General features: G+C 72.2%; 12 protein-coding genes. 1 reads left to right on the top strand and 11 read right to left on the bottom strand.

Annotation, left to right across the window (positions count from 1 at the left end; all coding sequences use genetic code 11):
• Window positions 1–30: 30 nt before the first annotated feature.
• Genes shbA through EIY87_RS06600 form a run of 3 tightly spaced genes read right to left on the bottom strand, consistent with a single transcriptional unit; the run spans window position 31 to window position 1353 of the window.
• Entirely contained in the window at window positions 31–600 is a 570-nt protein-coding gene (gene shbA / locus EIY87_RS06610; RefSeq protein WP_125306769.1) for an RNA polymerase sigma factor ShbA, read from the bottom strand.
• Window positions 584–802, bottom strand: a complete 219-nt coding sequence (locus EIY87_RS06605; protein ID WP_125306768.1) for a hypothetical protein — start codon at window positions 800–802, stop codon at window positions 584–586. Before EIY87_RS06605 ends, shbA begins: the two co-directional genes overlap by 17 nt.
• On the bottom strand, window positions 799–1353 hold the full coding sequence (locus EIY87_RS06600; protein WP_125306767.1) for a hypothetical protein: 555 nt from the start codon (window positions 1351–1353) through the stop codon (window positions 799–801). The genes EIY87_RS06605 and EIY87_RS06600 overlap by 4 nt, the downstream gene beginning before the upstream one ends.
• A 605-nt stretch (window positions 1354–1958) precedes the next feature.
• Between EIY87_RS06600 and EIY87_RS06595 the strand changes: the two genes are divergently transcribed.
• The gene (locus EIY87_RS06595) at window positions 1959–3407 is read left to right on the top strand and encodes an MFS transporter (RefSeq protein ID WP_125306766.1); all 1449 of its coding nucleotides are present in this window, start codon (window positions 1959–1961) and stop codon (window positions 3405–3407) included.
• Here the strand turns inward: EIY87_RS06595 and EIY87_RS06590 are convergent.
• The 8 genes from EIY87_RS06590 to EIY87_RS06550 all read right to left on the bottom strand — a co-directional run bounded on the left by EIY87_RS06590 (window position 3404) and on the right by EIY87_RS06550 (window position 16191).
• Window positions 3404–4057, bottom strand: a complete 654-nt coding sequence (locus EIY87_RS06590) for a TetR/AcrR family transcriptional regulator (RefSeq protein ID WP_125306765.1) — start codon at window positions 4055–4057, stop codon at window positions 3404–3406. The two genes, EIY87_RS06595 and EIY87_RS06590, sit on opposite strands and share 4 nt — an antisense overlap.
• Before the next feature lie 226 nt (window positions 4058–4283).
• On the bottom strand, window positions 4284–5123 hold the full coding sequence (locus EIY87_RS06580; protein ID WP_125306763.1) for a hypothetical protein: 840 nt from the start codon (window positions 5121–5123) through the stop codon (window positions 4284–4286).
• Window positions 5113–5694: an HD domain-containing protein gene (locus tag EIY87_RS06575; RefSeq protein ID WP_125306762.1), complete on the bottom strand. Its 582-nt coding sequence runs from the start codon at window positions 5692–5694 to the stop codon at window positions 5113–5115. The genes EIY87_RS06580 and EIY87_RS06575 overlap by 11 nt, the downstream gene beginning before the upstream one ends.
• Complete coding sequence (locus EIY87_RS06570; protein ID WP_125306761.1) at window positions 5694–6722, bottom strand: hypothetical protein; 1029 nt, start codon at window positions 6720–6722, stop codon at window positions 5694–5696. The genes EIY87_RS06575 and EIY87_RS06570 overlap by 1 nt, the downstream gene beginning before the upstream one ends.
• On the bottom strand, window positions 6719–13030 hold the full coding sequence (locus EIY87_RS06565; protein WP_125306760.1) for a hypothetical protein: 6312 nt from the start codon (window positions 13028–13030) through the stop codon (window positions 6719–6721). Before EIY87_RS06565 ends, EIY87_RS06570 begins: the two co-directional genes overlap by 4 nt.
• Before the next feature lie 173 nt (window positions 13031–13203).
• Window positions 13204–14334, bottom strand: a complete 1131-nt coding sequence (locus EIY87_RS06560) for a hypothetical protein (RefSeq protein WP_125306759.1) — start codon at window positions 14332–14334, stop codon at window positions 13204–13206.
• A gap of 237 nt (window positions 14335–14571) precedes the next feature.
• The gene (locus EIY87_RS06555) at window positions 14572–15249 is read right to left on the bottom strand and encodes a hypothetical protein (RefSeq protein WP_125306758.1); all 678 of its coding nucleotides are present in this window, start codon (window positions 15247–15249) and stop codon (window positions 14572–14574) included.
• A 12-nt stretch (window positions 15250–15261) separates the two neighbouring features.
• On the bottom strand, window positions 15262–16191 hold the full coding sequence (locus EIY87_RS06550) for a radical SAM protein (RefSeq protein WP_125306757.1): 930 nt from the start codon (window positions 16189–16191) through the stop codon (window positions 15262–15264).
• Between the last annotated feature and the right edge of the window lies 1 nt (window position 16192).

The following is a 16192-nucleotide window of genomic DNA, read 5'->3' as shown; positions in this document are numbered from 1 at the left end:
TGCCAGACCCCGGCGTCCGGCGTCAGCCGGTCATACCCGCCACCAGGCGCGCAGCTTGCTCAGTGCGCGGTGCTGCGCCACCCGGACGGACCCAGGGGACACGCCGACCGCGGCGCCGGTCTCCTCCGCCGAAAGCCCGACCACCACCCGCAGGACGACGATTTCCCGCTGCTGGCGCGGCAACAACGCCAGCAGCCGGCCGAGGCGCCCGTTGAGTTCCGCGCTTAAGGCGGTGGTCTCGGGCTCGGCGTCGAGTGCCGGGCGTTCGGGCAGGTCGGGGACCGGCTCGGAACGGTCGCGGGCCGCCGCCCGGTGCGCGTCGGCCACCTTGTGCGCCGCGATCCCGTAGACGAACGCCAGGAACGGGCGGCCTTGGTCCCGGTAGGCGGGCAACGCCGAGAGCACGGCGAGACATACCTCCTGCGCGACGTCGTCGGGCGAGACGAGTGAGTGCTGTCCCGCGGGCATCCGGGCCCGGCAGTAGCGCATGACCAGCGGCCGGATGGTCGCCAGCACGCGCTCCACCGACGTGGGCTCGCCGTCGATCGCGAGGAGCAGCGTCCTGTCGAACCCGGTGGCCCGGTCAGCGTCCGCAGGCAACCGGCGCTCCCGGGTTCGCGGCGCAGGGAGCCGGCGTGTCGCGGCCGGTGATGCTGATCGGCCCGGCGGTGAAGTCGGCCCGTAGCAACCACAGCCCACCCACCACGGCGCCGATCACCAGCAGGATCATCAGCACGGTCCGGAGGGTGTTGGGGGTGCTCGTGATGATCTTTTCGATCAGCCCGACGACGTTGCCGCTCACCGGAGCGCCTTCCGCCGGGCCGCGCTGAGCTCTTCGTAGCGGCCGGTCAGCTGTTCTACTTCGCTGTCGCGCAGGCTCAGGGCGCGCAGGAAGACGGTCATCTGGTCGGTCCGGGGCAGGGTGTTCCCGGTCAGCAGCCGGCAGAGCGTGGCGCGGGACATCGCCTTGGTGACGTCGCCGTCGGCCTCGCACAGCCTGGCCATTCGGCGCAGCACGTCGGTCTTGCCGAGGTCGTGGCGGAGCATGGCCCGGCGCAGGTCGAGCGCGAGCTCGGCGAGCGGGTCGCCGGGCAGGCCGGGGTTGTGCTTGGTGAACTCCTCGAGCGCGGCGGCCCACCAGACCCGGTGGGCTTCGTGCGCGGGAGCGCCCACGCCGGCGGCGATGCTGCGCACCAGTCGCAGCCGGGGCAGTTCGGTGCCGCCGAGCGCGCCGGACACGGCGCTGACGGAGTAGCTGGCCGCCGCCGCGACCGCTTCCAGCGACGTCTCACCGACGAAACCGCGCAGCCATTTCTTCAGCGTTTTGACGGCGGGCCCAGCGTCGGCGGGCAACGCCGATTTCCGTCGCCCCGGCCGCGGGCGGCACGCGGGCATGGGGGTACTCACGAAAGGTGGCACCGGAATCCTCCTCGGTCACGTCGTCCAGGCGAGGCGGTCGCCGCCGAGAGTGCCGGATTGCCGTCCGGGCCCAAGATCCTCGGTGCGACCGAATTACGGAGATCCTTGCCCACCGCGTGACCGGCGGCAACGTTCTGTCATATTCTCCGGAAATAGCCGTGATCGGAACGAGATTCGATCAAGTGCGCTTTTTCCACCGTTCGTCTCAACCCGGGAACGCCCGGCGGTGGCCGTGACGACAAGGGGGCGAATGGCCGAGGACCTCCGTCGCACCGTCCAGGCGAGGCTCGAAGCCGTGCGGGGCCCGTTGCCGCGGGCCCCGCACCGGGGCCCCGGTCCTGGCGCCGGCGCTTTTTCTGCTGTTCGTCTCAATCGGGGAACGTCCGATGCCGGTCGTGACGACAAGGGGGCGTACGGCTGAGGACCTCCGTCACTTCGTCCAGGCGAGGCTCGCAGCACCGGAAGGGTCCGTTGCCGCGGGCCGCGCACCGCAGTCCATGAGACGAGCTTCGGGGACGTGCGAACCTAACGTCGGACCCATGAGTTCTTCCGCCACCCTGTCCACCGCCTCGACCCGGTGGGACGCGCGTCTGTGGGGGGTGCTCCTCACCGTCTCGATCGTCACCGCGCTGGACGCGCTCGACGGGTCGATGGTCGGGGTCGCGCTGCCTGCCATCCAGGCCGAATTCGGGTTGTCCACCAATGCCCTGCAGTGGGTCATCAGCGGGTACGTGCTGGGGTTCGGCGGCCTGCTGCTGCTCGGCGGGCGCACCGCCGACCTGCTCGGGCGGCGGCGCGTCTTCCTCGCCGCCGTGTCCCTCTTCGCGCTGGCTTCGCTGTTCGGCGGGCTGGTCGACGACGGGACGCTGCTCATCGCGAGCCGCTTCGTCAAGGGGGCGGCCGCCGCGTTCACCGTGCCCGCCGCGCTGTCCATCGTGACCACCACGTTCCGGGAAGGGCCCGCGCGGAACAAGGCGATCAGCATCTTCGCCGTGTTCGGGGCCAGCGGGTACTCCGCCGGGCTGGTGTTCTCCGGGCTGCTGACCGAGCTCGGGTGGCGGTGGACCTTCCTGCTGCCCGCGCCGTTCGCCGCGGCCGTGGTCGTCGTGGCCTGGAAGCTGATCCCCGCGTACCGGACCGAGCCGGCCGGGGGTTACGACCTGCCCGGGGCGCTCACCGGGGTCGGGGGCACGCTGCTGCTGGTCTACGGCGTGGTCGAAGCGCCCGAGACCGGTTGGGCCGCGCCGCGCACGCTGATCACCTTCGCGGTCGCCTTCGTGCTGCTGGTGGCGTTCGTGCTCGTCGAGAAGCGCAGCCGGAACCCCTTGCTGCGCCTCGGCATCTTCCGGTCCGGGCCGCTCGCGCGGGCCAACCTGGGGGCCGCGCTGTTCTTCGCGTCCTTCATCAGCGTCCAGTTCGTCGTGATGCTCTACTTCCAGCGCGTGCTCGGCTGGACGCCGCTGCAGACGGCGCTGGGGTTCCTGCCGGCGGCGATGATCGTCGCGTTCGGTTGCCCGCGCGTCGATCCGCTGATCGAGCGCGTCGGGACCACCCGCGGGATCTTCGCCGGCGTGGTCGCGCACGTCTTCGCCTACGCGCTGTTCCTGCGCGTCGACGAGCACTCCGGGTACGTCGGCTCGGTGCTGCCCAGCATGGTCCTGCTCGGCCTCGGCTTCACGCTGGCCTTCCCGTCGTTCAACATCCAGGCCACGGCCGGGATCCCGGACGGCGAGCAGGGCCTGGCGGGCGGCCTGGTCAACACCTCGCTGCAGGTCGGCGGCGCGATCGGCCTCGCCGTCGTGACGGCGGTGCTGACCGCGGCCGGTGGCGGCGAGGTCACGCCCGCCGCGCTGTTGCGGGGGTGGACGCCGGCGATCGCCGTCGTCACCGGGTTCACCGTGGCCGGGCTGTTCGTCGCGCTCGCCGGGCTGCTGGCCCGCCGCCGGGTCGTGGTGCCGGACGCCGAGCCGGAGCTCGAAGCCGTCTAGCGGAGGGTCGCGACGCCGGCCAGGAAGATGTCGACGCCCGCGAGGAACTGCTCGCGGTCGTCGTGCTCGGCCAGCCGCGCCGCCGCCTTGCGCACGAACGGGTAGCGGGCCGGGTCGAGGCCGGCCCACCGGGCGGCGACGCCGGACAGGAACGCCGACCGGTCGGCGTCGCCGGCGAGGAGGCGGGCGTTCGCGGCGTTCTGCCCGGCCACGCCCAGGACGTAGTTCACGAGGGCGCCGGCGGCGTCGAACAGCGCTTCCCCCGGGACGTCGAGCGCGTCGAGCAGGCCGCCGATGCGCTCGTAGACCTCGAGGAGCGCGGGTCGCCACGGCTCGCGGGACAGCTGGGCGCCGACCCACGGGTGGGCGTCGATCGCGTCGAACAGGCGCAGCGCGACCGTGCGCAGCGCCTCCCGCGGCTCCGCGGCGCCGACCACGCCGGTCATGACGTCTTCCACGATGTCGTCGGTGGCCGCCGCGAGCAGGTCGCTCTTGTTCGCGATGTGGTGGTAGATCGCCCCGTAACCCGTGCTCAGGCGGGTGGTGAGCGCCCGGAAGGTCAGCGCCGCCTCGCCGCCTTCGTCGAGGAGCCCGGTCGCCGCCTTGACGATCACTGCCTTGGACAGGCCGTCCGCGCGCCGCTTCGTCACGCGGCCATCATCGCATGGTTGGATCGTCGATCCAATCGAAAGTCGCGCAGCACGGCAGATCCGGCCCTCCGCGATGTCATGAAAGGGTCGTTCATCTCGCCAGACGACATGAACGACCCTTTCACGACATCCCCGCCGCGCCCGGCAGACCACACGGGCCCGGGGTGACCCTGGTCGGCGACGCCGCCCACCTCATGCCCCCGCACAGCATGGTCGCCCCGCCGGCTCAGCCGGAGGTCAGCACGCGGTAGGGCTTCGGGAAGAACGCCCAGTGGTCGTCGCACCAGACGAGCCCGTCGTACGAGAGTCCCGCGGTGGCGCCGGGGGAGTGGTAGCGCCACGCGGCCCACACGCGCGTCGGCACCAGCCGCCGCGCCACCGACCGGTAGCCGCCGGGGAACGGCCGGGACAGCGCGTTGTCGTCCACGAGCGCCCCGGCCGGGGCGAGGTGGATGCGGACGCGCGGCCGGCCGACCGGCCGCCGGAACCCGATCCCCGCGTCCCACGCGCGTTCGTACCGCCGCCGGGCCAGTGCCACCGTCCCGCGCACGAAAACCCAGGCGTAGTCGGCTTCCCGCGGCCGCAGCTCCCGCAGCGCCGCGTCATCCGCGGCGAGCGCCCGCAGGATCGGCTCCAGCCGCGCGGAGAGCACGGCCGTCGAGACCGCGGCCCGCACCCGCGGGTCGTCGCCCTCGGTGGCGAGCGACGGGTCCGCGCCCGGGTCGCCGCGCTGCTGCAGCTGCGTCTCGAACAGGATGAACGACGTCCGGCGCAGCGCCCGCGCGGTCGGGCTCCCCTCCTCGGCCGCCGCGATCCGCGCGTAGAGGTCGAACAGCGGGCCGGTGCCGGACAGGCGGCCGCGCTCCCGTTCCACGAAGGTCAGGAACTCTTCGCGGTCCAGCCGGCCGGCGGCCGGGCCGGCCACCAGTTCGCGGGCCAGCTCGGGGCGTTCGGTCCAGCCGCCGTCGGGGCCGAGCCGGAACGCGGTCACCCCGCCGCCGGCGGTGCGCACCACCTTCGCGGGGACGTTCCCGTCGCGGAAGAACGCGGGCAGCTCACCGGTCATCGGCGAGCCCGCGGAACTCGGTGCGCCAGCCGTCGAACCACGTCCGGAACCACGGGTACCGCGCGGCCAGCGGGAGGATCGTGCGGACGGTCTCTTCGTAGTAGGCACGGCGTTTTGCGGGACGCGGGTGCGTGTCCAGCCGCTGGACGTTGCTCAGCCGGTCGGCGAGCTTGACCAGGAGCGCGTCGTCCGGCGCGTCGCGCAGGCGCGCCAGGTAGGCGGTCCGCTCCCCGCCTTCGGGCTTGGTCACCCAGCCGACCAGCTCCGCCACCCGGTCCCCGAAGCGGGCGCGGACCTCGCCGAGCGGGCAGGCGGTGTCCTCGACGACGTCGTGCAGCACGGCCGCCCGCAGGACGTCGGCGTCGGTCACCCCGACGCCCTCGACGAGCACGCGCGTCGCCTCCAGGAGGTGTTCCAGGTACGGCTCGCCGGCCGGGCGGGTCTGCGCCCCGTGGTGGCGGGCCGCGAAAGCGACGGCTTCGTCGAGTGCGGCCAGATCCGCCTCCGGGAGCCGGTCCGCCCAGCCGGCCCGGATGGCGGGCCAGCCTTCCTTCGCCGCGAAGGTCCGCATCACCGGTCCGCCCCGAACTTCTCGGCCCACAGGTCGAGGGTGCCGGTCAGGATCCGGTTGCGGAACGCCTCTTCCGGCTCCGCGGCGGCTTTCGCGTAGGCCTCGGCGATGGCGCCGCCGACGTCGAGCGCGCGCCGCCGTTCCGCCACCGCGAGCAGCCACTCGTGCTCGGTGATCCGGCGGCGGTCCCCGGTGACCTCGCCCGGGACGAGCCGTCCGGTCACCGGGTCGAGCCGCCACGCCGTTCCGGGGGTGGTCAGGTCCACGCGCACCGGCTCGGTGCCGTAGAAGTAGAACGCGCGCCGCCGCTGGGCCGCCCGCCACATTGCGTAGGTGACACGCCGGGGCTCACCACGCTCGTACGCCGCGAAGATCTCCGGCTTGTCGTGCCGCTGGTAGAACGACGTGCGGAGCAGTTCCTCGCGGCGCTCCTCGACCGCGTCGACGAACTCGCTTTCGTCGCGCAGCGGCCAGGTTTCGTCGTCGTCCACGCCGCGCGCGCACTGCACGGCCCGCCGCGTGTCGGCTTCGAACTCGCCGGTGTAGCCGTTGAGGCCGTACCCCGCCGCGCGGCGGCCCAGGACGGGATCCTCCGGGCCCTGGCCACGCGGGAAGACCTCGACGAGCTGGCCCCAGCACTCGAAGAAGCGGTCCGGGGCGACCGAAACGCGTGCCGCGGCAGCGGGTTCGGCGGCGGGCGGGGGAGCGGCCGGGGCGGCCCGCGGGCGGCGCCAGGGGTACACCGGGCCGTAGACGTCGAGGAAGCGGCGGAATTCGGGCCAGGACGGCCAGTGGGCGAGTTCGCCTTCGTTCGCCGCGATCCCGGCCGGGCGGAAGTCCGCGACTTCCACGCGCAGTTCGGTTTCCTCCAGCGCTTCCCGGACGGCGGCGCGCGCCTGGGCCGCGTCCGGGTAGTCGCGCCCGTCGACGACGAAGGCGGCCCTCGGCCCCGCGGGCGCTCCGGCGGTGACCCACACGAACGTCAGCAGCTCGCGGTAGTCGAGCGACCCCAGGTCCAGCGCCTTCACCGGGTCTCCTCCTGGTCGAGGGCGGCCGCTTCGGCCAGCATCCCCTTGACCTTTTCCGTTTCGGACGGCGTCAGTTCGACGTACGGCTTGAAGAGCGTGTTGTGCTCCAGGTCGGCGGCGATGGACGCCCGCCGGGTGGTCAGCTGCAGCTCGAAAGTATAGGGAACCCCGCCCACCTCGATCTTCACCACGAGCGGGATGACGCGGTAGGCGGGGTTCTTGTCCTTCGGCTCGGCGTACATGTTCTCGATCTCGAGGATGCGGCCGTCGCCGCCGGTGCCGAAGTGCCGCTTCGCCCCTTCGAGGACCCGCTCCAGGTCGGCCATGCTGTCGGTCGTGATCCGCGCGCCCACCGCGTCGATGACGTCGCCCGCCCGGTAGCCGGGCCGGCCGGGCCGCGACGGGGAGCCGGTCGACATCCGCCGGACCTTGTCCAGGATGCCGTCGGCGTCCTTCGTCCGGATGCTGACGGCGGCCCCCGGAGCCACCTGGTCGACGAACGCGCGCACTTCGGCGTCCACCGCGGGGTGCACGTCCTCGCGCAGCCGCCGCGCGTAGTCGGCCAGCTGGGCCAGCTGCTCGCGGTTCGGGGTGGCGCCGACGTCGCGGGCCGGATCGACCTGCTTGGCCCGCTCGACGAGGACCGTCTTGCGGTCGCGGCCGGTCTCGTTCCGGTTGACGGCCGGATCCACCGGCTCGAACAGTGGTCCCCGGCCCGGGCTCGCCGCCCGGTACTCCTCGAGCGTCCCGGTGCCGATGACGCGCCGGTCGGCGAGCTCGCGGAGGACGTCGATGGTCGCGTCGCGGGTCTGCGGATCGGCGAGCGACTTCGCGAGGTTCGTCGGGTGCAGCACCGAATCGGCCACCAGGCGCGCCGCGATCGAGGCGACGTCGGGGTGCTCGGTGAGCAGTTCGTGCAGCCGGCTGGCCGCCATCTCCCGGTTCCACACGGCGCCGTAAGCCCGGCGGCCGTACGCCTCGGTCGCGGCGGTGATCAGGTCTTCGACCGGCGTCGCCGACCGGCGCCCCGCCACCGCCGCCGATTCGAAGTCGCGGCGGATCTCGTACAGCGGGTGCTCGACGGCCGAGGGTGCCTCGTAGGACTTCAGGCTGAACTTGAGCTCCGCCACGTGCCCGTCGGGCAGCCGCACGTTCATCAGGACGCTGCGGTTGCCGCTCGGCGTGGACCGGGCGACCCGGTCCTTGATCCGGACGATCGTCAGCCGCGGATCGCTCTTCAGGACGTCGAGCGCCCGGTACAGCTTGTCGACGCTCTCGAAGCGGATCTTCGCGCCGACGACGTCGACCAGCATCGAGGCGTCGCCGGTGGGGTACGTCTCGACGTAGCCGGCGACCTTCCGCAGGCTGCGGCCGAGGTCCTTGACCCCGGGCCGCCAGGAGGCCTCGCCCCCGTTTTCGGCCGCGATGTCGGTGACGATCCGGTTCAGCTTTTCCTGGGCCGCGGGCGCTTCCGCGCGCAGCCGGTCGACGCTCTCCCGCTGGTAGGCGGGGTCCTTGCGGCGGCTCGGGTCGAAGCCCTGCTGCAGGTATCCGTCCCGGGTCGTGCCCGCTTCGATCGCCTTGCTGATCTCCAGCTGCGAAACGCGGTCGAGGATCTCGTTGGGGTGTTCGGCGTGCAGGTCGGTGACGATCGCGTCGACCTTCGCCCGGATCTCGGGCGTGCTTTCCCCGCGGCGGACGGCCTCGTCGATCCCGGCGCTCGCGAGCCGCTTCCGGACGTCACCGAGCGCGGCGTCCAGCAGCACGACGGAGTCGGGGTTGGCCAGCAGGCTGTCGCGGGCGACCGGGTTGGCGATCAGCGCGCGGTCCAGCTCGGGCCACTCCTGCCGCAGCCGCTTGAGCTTGGCCCGCGCCTCGACCCGGTCCGGCCGCAGGTGCAGCGATTCCAGCGGCCCGGCCGCGCTTTCCTGGACGGCCGACTCCAGCCCGGCCCTGCCCATCTCGGCCAGGATGTCGCCCGCGTCGCCGTGGTAGGTGCCGAAAGCCTTGCCCAAGCCCAGTTCCGCGCCCTTGCCGGTCGCACCGCCGAGGAACGACGACGTCCCGCGCAGGGCCGCGCGTGCGACCTTCGAGCCGCTCAGCGCGTCGCCGAGGGTCGGCCGCGTGCCGCCCACCGCGCGGCCGGCGGGGATCGATTCGAACGCGTGCGACGTCACGGTGCTGGCGGCGCCGGCGAGCGCGCCGGTCAGCGTCGCCTCGAGCAGCGACGCGAAGCCGGGCCCGAAACCCTTGCGCCAGGTCGCTTCGTCGAGCAGCGCGCCGCCGAAGCCGCCCATGCCGCCGGTGGTGGCGCCGATGACCAGCAGGTCGCCGAGCGTGCTGCCGGTGATGCCGCCCATCGCCTGGCCGAGGCCCTTCACCGAGCGCAGCGTCGTCATGCCCGCGGCGAGGCTCTGGGTGCTGCCGCGCGCCAGAAGGGACAGGTGCTGGCCGACGCCCGCGGTGATGGCCTGCACCGCCGCCATGCCGAGGTCGACGGCGGCCTGTTCCCAGCCGTACCGGCCGCCGCTGACGGCCCAGTGCACCCCCATCGAGCCGACTCCGGTGAGCCCGGCGATGGCGAACATCAGCAGCGGGCTGGCGGCGCCGCCGGTCGCGACCGTGGCCACGGCGGCGGCGATCGCGCCGATCACCATGACCGCGGTGGTCAGGTAGTTCGCGATGCTGTCGATCCGGGCCGCGTAGTTCTCGGCCGCCAGCTTGCTGACGCGCACGGCGGAGGCGAACTCGCGCGGGTCCGCGCCGGTGTACTTGCCGTCCTCGTCGAACATGCCGCTGCCGGCCGCGACGGGCCGCCCGGAACTGTCGGTCCAGACCGGGTTGCCGTGGGCGTCGACCTTCACGGTCGCGCCGCCGAGGGACGCGGTGAGCCGGGTCTGCGCCGAGGTCAGCGACTTGTCCGCGAGGCTGTCGCCGGCCAGCGACTTGCCGAGCCAGCCGGTCTCGTCGCGCTGCTGCTGGATGCGGAACGCGGCGACTTCGGCGCGTTCGCGGTCGTTGCGGGGCACGCCGAGCAGCGCCACTTCCATGCGCAGCCGGTCGTCGCCGGAGAGCTCGGTCCACAAGCCCTTCCCGCCGAACGTGCCGAGGTCGTCGTCGAGCTCGCGGTGGGTGAGGCCCTTGTACTCGCGGCGCATCGCGGCGACCTCGTCGCGGTCCAGCCGCTCGACGAAGCGGAACATCAGCTCTTCGTCGGTGCCGGCGCCCTTCGAGGCGTACTTGACGGCCAGCGCGGCCGTCTTCGGCGTCGGGTAGTCCTCGTGGGCGAGGCGGACGGCCAGTTCGGCGGCGTCCGCGTCACTGCCCGCCGCGGTCCGCAGCTGTCCCTCCAAATAGGACTTCGCGGCCTCGGGGGTGCCGGCCTGCCCGGCGCCGCCGTAGTCGGTGGCGTACTTCCGGAAGACCCGGTCGCGGTCGTCCAGCGCCGCCTGGCGCTCCGCCGGCGTGACGTCCGCGCCGGGCTTGAGCCGCGGGTCGACCAGCGCGGCGTCGAGCTTGAGCAGGTTCGGCCCGCCCGGCCGCCGGGTCTCCACGCCGAGCCGGGCCGCCCGCGCGGCGACGGTGTTTTCGCCACCCTGGATGAGCGCGACCGCGAGGTCCCGGTTCGCGCCGGTGATCTGGACGGTCTCGGTCGTCGAGGTGCCCTCGGGGCCGGCAGTGACCACCTCGATCGGGGCGAGCGCGTACTTCTCGACCGCGGCGGCGGCCTGCTGCGGCGAGATCGGCCCGACCGGCCGCCCGGTGCCGCCGATGATGCCCGCGAGCTCGGTCTGCACCCCGACCCGGCGCTCGTCCGCGGTGGCCGGGGCCCGGCCCCGCTCGGTCGCGGCCCTGCTGTAGGTGGTGAGGACGTCGTGGATGGCGTCGACGTCGCCGGCCTTGCGCGCGTCGTCGAGCTTGTCCTTCATGCGGAAGGCGTCGGCGAGGTTCTGGTTGCCCGCCGTGAGCGCGTCGAACACCTTCAGGTCGGTGCCGCCGAGGTTGTCGCGGACGTCGGCGAGTGCCTTCGCGCCTTCCTCGCCGCCCCTGAGCTTCGCGAGCTCCTCGGGCTTGAGGTTGCGCATGAGGTCCTCGATGCGCGATTCCTCGTCGTTGTACCAGTGGGTCGAGGCGTCCAGCTCGGCCGCCGCCCCCGCGACCTGGTCGCCGCGCAGGTAGGCGAGCGCGGACGTGAGGTCGGCGCCGCTGAGCTCGTCGGTGAGCGCCGCCTCGAGCGAGCCGTGCTTGTTCGCGTACAGCCAGCCCAGCGCGCGCCCCTGGGCGGCGGTCAGCCCGCGCAGCGCCCGCGACACCTGCTCCTCTTTGGTGCCCCAGCCGTCGAAGGCGTCTTCGAGCAGGTGCTCGCGCGTTTCCAGGTCGCTCGCCACCTCGGTGGCTGCGTGCTCGACCGGCACGGCCAGGGCCGTGGCCGGCGTCAGGTACGGCGTGAAGGCCCCGCCGATGAAGTCGGTCCGCTGCCCGGTGGTGGTCGTCCGCCACTCGGTGAACGGCCCGGTCATCGACGCCTTCGTCCTGCGGACCGCGTCGCCGAAGACCCGGTTCAGCGGCATGGCCCACGCGTCCGAGACCCGGCTGACGCCCTTCGCCGTGGCCGCGAAGGCCGCGTCGTGCCCGTGCACGAAACCGGCCATCCCGCGCGCGCTGCCCGCTCCGGTCTCGCGCAGCGCACCCGCCGCCGCCACGCGTTCCTGCCCGGCGGCTTGGAGCGCGGCCCGTTCGGCGCCGTCGACCGCCTCGCCGGTCGACCCGTCGGCCCGGGTCACCATGCGTTGCTGCGCGAGCCCGAGCTGGTCGATCTTCGGCGCGGTGTCTTCGACGGCCTTTTCCGTCGACTGGCCCAGCTGCTCCGCGGAGACCGCCGCCGGCTTGAGCGCGTCGTGGACGGCGGTGACGGTGCGGTCGAAGGCGGGCAGCCCGGTGGTCGCGGCCGTCTCCAGGCCGGCCAGTTCCGCGCCGGCCTGCGCCTGGGAGCTCCGCAGCAGCGCGGTGGCGTCGCCGGTCAGCCGCGACCGGGCCGCCCGGTGCCGCAGCTCGATCGACTCGCGGGCATCGCCTGCCATCCGCCGCAGCGCCTCGTGCCCGCTCGCCGCCTGCCTGCCGAGCGCGCCGTACGCGGTGCGGCTCGCCTTCTGCACCGCCGCGCGGCCCTTGGTGTCGATCTCGTCCTTGCGCGTGTTCAGCGCCTTGGCCAGCTCGCTCTCGTCGAACTGCCGCCGCACCAAGGGAATCTGGTCGCGGTAGGCCTTCGCCTGCGCGTCCGACGCCCGGTTCAGCGACGTCACGGCCGCCGCGGCCGCCCCGGGGACGGCCGCGCGGCGCGCCTCGTTCTCGGCCACCACCAGCGGCGTGTCCCCGCCGGGGAACAGCTTCGCGGCGGACGCGCCGTAGGCCTGGACGGCGGCGACCGCCTGCCCGGCCGCGGTGGTGACCGCGACAGCGCTCTCTTCGAGCACGCCGGTGTAGCCCGCGGCCAGGTCGTTCACGATCGCGGTGACCTGTTCGCCCGCGGTGTCCGCGTTGGCCCGCACCCGGCGCAGCGCCCCGGTGGTGGCCGACCCCACCAGCCGCCGTCCGCGCCGCACGGCGCCATCGAGCCCCGCGGTGCCTTCGTCGTAAGCGGTGTCGACGCTGCCCAGCGCCTGCCCGCGCAGCTCGTCCAGCTCCCGTTCGCCTTGCCCGGCCCGCGCCCGCGTCCGGCCGTCGAGCCGGTTGTGCCGGTCCACGGCACCCCGCCCGAGCCGCTCCAGCAGCGCCCGTTGCGCGTCGTGCGCCCGCCGCGCCCGCTCGACGAGCCCGGCGAACACCCGCGCGGCCGCGAACAACGCCCCCGGCTTGACGGCGGCGCCCCGCACCGGCGGCAGTGCCGAGGGCGCGTCGAACCGGTGGGCGAACGAGGGCAGCACCAGCCGCGCCGGGGCGATCAGCCCCGGTTGCGGTGCCCGGGCACCGGTGGCGGGCTGCTTCCGGTCAGGCCGGTCGTCGGCGCCCCGCTGGTCGAGCTTGGGCCGCGCCTTCGGGACGGCCTTGGACGCCGGTTGCCGCCGGGCCGACGCCGCGACGGCGTTGGGCGCCGGCTGCCGCCGGGCCGACGCCGCGACGACGTTGGGCGCCGGCTGCCGCCGCGCCGACGCCGCGACGGCCTGGTTCCCGACGAGCCCCTGCCCGGCCAGCATCGCCGTCCCGGGCGGCCCGGCCCCCGGCGGCGTCCCGCTCAGCACCGCGGAGACGGCCGCGTTCCCGGCCCCGCCCGGCGCACTCCCTGGCCCCGGCCCGCGCGAATCCGCCACCACGGTCACCACCGGGGCGGCCGGCTGCGGCACTGGGGCCTTGACGGGCGCGGGCATAGGGCCAGCAGGATGACACCGAGGCCGTCGCATCAGCGCTTTCACGGCGTCGCGGCAGCGTCACCGGCGGGCGCTGAGCAGGGCACCAAGGGGCTTTCGGGGCCGAACCGGAGCGACTAGTCGGCTGTCCCGTACAGGGCTCGGATTCGACGCATCGATCTCATGGTCGCCTTGGCGTCACCGCGCAACCGCAGATCCGGCACGCCGTCGGGGTTCGCGCCCCACACGGCCAGGTCGCTCAACGTCGACCGCGTGGCCAGGATGTCCGTGAGGACCTGGTTCGTGCGGCGGACTTCCGCGCGGCTCTTCCGGCGGATCAGGTCGTGCTGGTGGTCCATGTCGCCGAACGCGGTGAGTGCGGAGTCGGCGAAGGTCGGTACGGGATGCGAACGCATTCTTCTCCGGTACGTGACACTCGTGCCGAGTATCAAGGAGTACTCCAGTTCCGGATGCGACTCGAGCAGGTTGCGCAGGAGCAGGAGTTTCGTCAGTTCGCGTTCCCACATGATCGAGGCCACCTTCTGCGGCCCGCCCGGCTTGCTGAGGAACTCGCATTCGACGTACTTGGCGATGAGCCACCCCCGGACCGTGTGTTCGACAATGGATCGAGCCTGGTGCGTCTCCGGGTGTCCCTGGTTGATGTCGTGGTAGGAGCGGAAGCGATAACCCATCACGGCCGAAGCGTTGCGCAGGAATTCACTGTTCCCTAGATTGCCGACCACTTCGAAGAAATGGTTTTCGAAGACGCTTCCCGCGTGCTGCTGGAGCATGTCGGCGGTGACGACGGTCACCCGCTCGGTCAGCCGGCCGAAGATCGACGCGATATTTCGCTGGATCTTTCGTTCGCCTTCGGCGTTGGCCGTGTCCCGCCAGCCGCTCCAGGGGACTATCACGGCTTTCTTGATCGAATTGTCCGCCAGTCGCGCCCGTAGGTATTCGAGGTAGAGAAGATCCATGACGGGCACGTTCGGCCGTAGGCTCAGTTCGAAGATGGCGAGGTCGACCTGTGTCTCCTGCTGGCGGAAATAGGCGGGCAAAACCGCACCGGGTGAAGGTCTCCGCAGTCCGACGGCCAGTGTCCGCCCGCGTGCGCTGTCCAGTCGTGACCGCATCTTGCTGCGCCACACGGGAAGCGCCTTCCCGAGGTGGTTGTCCCAGCTTTTCTGCACCAGAACGCCGAGGATCGCGCCGAGGAGAATGGTGAGCGCACCGGCCCAGCCTCCGAGTGATTCCATGAAATCGATCACAGGTTTCTCGGATCCTTTCCGTGAAGCGCGGCGTTCGCCACGGGCTCCGCCGGACGGGCGAAGGGGGCTCGACGTGTGCGCATGGTCAGATTGTGCCTGGTCTTGCGCCCCAGTGGGTGACTCGCCCTCGGCCGATTTCGACGTCGTCGGCAAGCGGGCGGGCCGGCCCGCCCGCCGGCACGGCCATTGATGACAAATCTTGGACACGGCGAGGGCGGGCGGGTGCGACCGGGAGCGCTACCCGGCGCTTTCCTCGAGGATCCTGGTCATCCGATCACGAAGCCACGGGTGCATGGTGGAGTGCTTCAGCCGGCTGATCGTCCACGCGTGAACCCGGTCGACGTCGCACTTCCACACGAGTTCCCGGAAGTGGTCCACGACGGGGGATTTCGGCAAGCCTTCGACCATGCGGACGGCGCAGTCCCCGGTGAACCCGGTGACGAAACCGAGCTTCGCCAGTTCGGCGTGTTGCAGGAGGTTGTCCGGCCAGCCTTTCTCGTGCTGCGCGTCCGAACCGTGGACGAGCGTCAAGCTGGTCTTCGCGAGGATGTAGGAATCGAAGCGGGGTTCCGTGCGGCGTGCGTTGAAGCGTGCCAGCTCCGTCAGTGCCAGCAGCTGGGAGTCCGCGGGCGCGACCGCTTCCAGCGGGTCGAAGTGCTTCACGGACACTCGGATCCGCCACCCCCGCCGGATCATCCGTTCCGCCACGTCCGCTTCCCAGGACCGGTGATCACCGGTGTGGCCGGGCAGCACGAGGTCGATATCGCTGAAGGTCTCCGAACCGTCGTCGAGGAGGTGAAAATTGCGCCGGGCGAAGGAGCCCTTGAGCCGGAAGCCGCTGTTCGTCTCGTGCACGGCGGCGAGTACCGATGTGCTGAGCTCCTGCCGCCGCCGCAGCCAGTCCGACAGTCTCATCGGCTGATCCCTTCACTGGTCCAGTGCGATCGGGCAGAACCGGCTTCCCCCGGAACACGGCAGAAAAGCGGCCCGGAACGCCATGGCCGAAGTCACGACGCTGCCGATGGCGTTGCGGGCGGCGTCGACGTCGGCGGTGAACGTCGAAAAATGGCCACTCGGCAGATGGCGATCACCGACCTGCACGCAACACGCGTACACCGCTCCGTGTCCCAGGTCGATCGAGGGGAAGGCCCGGTCCGGGAGCTTGCAGATGAGTGCCCTTGTTTCGGTGAAGCGGAACGTCTTGAACGACGCTCCCCATTCCTTCCGGAGGTTGCCTGCCACCTTCGAAAAGATTTCCGCATCCTGTTGGTGCGAGTTCTCGAGGATCAGTTTGATGTGCCGGACGCCGTCGTCCGCCAGTTCGCCGATGGCGTGGTGCACCACCGATTCCTCGTGTGCCGCGTCCGAAAGCACGAATGTCGCCTCCACCTCCGAAATGGACGCGAGCCTGCGCCGGTTTTCGGCCCAGCGTCCGGGGCTGATGGGGACGCCGAAGGTGGACGAAGGGTCGGTGGTGTCGTGCACGCTGATGGTGAACCGCTCAGGGGGGTGGTGGCCGAAGAAGGGGAGCTGCGCCTCGATGTCGATGGCGTTGGTGAGCACGCGGTACCGGAGACCGGAATCCAGGAAAGGCTCGATGATCTCCGGCAGGTTGGCGAAGATCGTCGGTTCTCCTCCGGTGAACCTGACTTCCCGGAAGCCGAGGGCGGCCAGGGCTTCGGCTGCCACGCGGGCCCGGCGCAGTACGAGCTTGCTCGCGTGGGCTGCCCGCGAAAGGCCGGGCTGGACGTAGCAGAACGCGCAAGCCGCGTTGCACAGGTTGGGCACGAAGACAAAGGCTGTCCCATTCCCGTGCGTGGCGACCGCGGTTGCGGTGCCGGGTGACGTCGTTGCCATT

The organism is Amycolatopsis eburnea (assembly GCF_003937945.1).
Lineage (GTDB): Bacteria > Actinomycetota > Actinomycetes > Mycobacteriales > Pseudonocardiaceae > Amycolatopsis > Amycolatopsis eburnea.
This window is presented reverse-complemented; position numbering and strand designations above follow the sequence as displayed.

What these genes read in the sequence shown, in the direction of transcription:
- EIY87_RS06595 (WP_125306766.1), top strand. Translation starts at nt 1,959, where the DNA reads ATGAGTTCTTCCGCCACCCTGTCCACCGCCTCGACCCGGTGGGACGCG.
- EIY87_RS06580 (WP_125306763.1), bottom strand. Translation starts at nt 5,123, where the DNA reads ATGACCGGTGAGCTGCCCGCGTTCTTCCGCGACGGGAACGTCCCCGCG.
- EIY87_RS06575 (WP_125306762.1), bottom strand. Translation starts at nt 5,694, where the DNA reads ATGCGGACCTTCGCGGCGAAGGAAGGCTGGCCCGCCATCCGGGCCGGC.
- EIY87_RS06555 (WP_125306758.1), bottom strand. Translation starts at nt 15,249, where the DNA reads ATGAGACTGTCGGACTGGCTGCGGCGGCGGCAGGAGCTCAGCACATCG.
- EIY87_RS06550 (WP_125306757.1), bottom strand. Translation starts at nt 16,191, where the DNA reads ATGGCAACGACGTCACCCGGCACCGCAACCGCGGTCGCCACGCACGGG.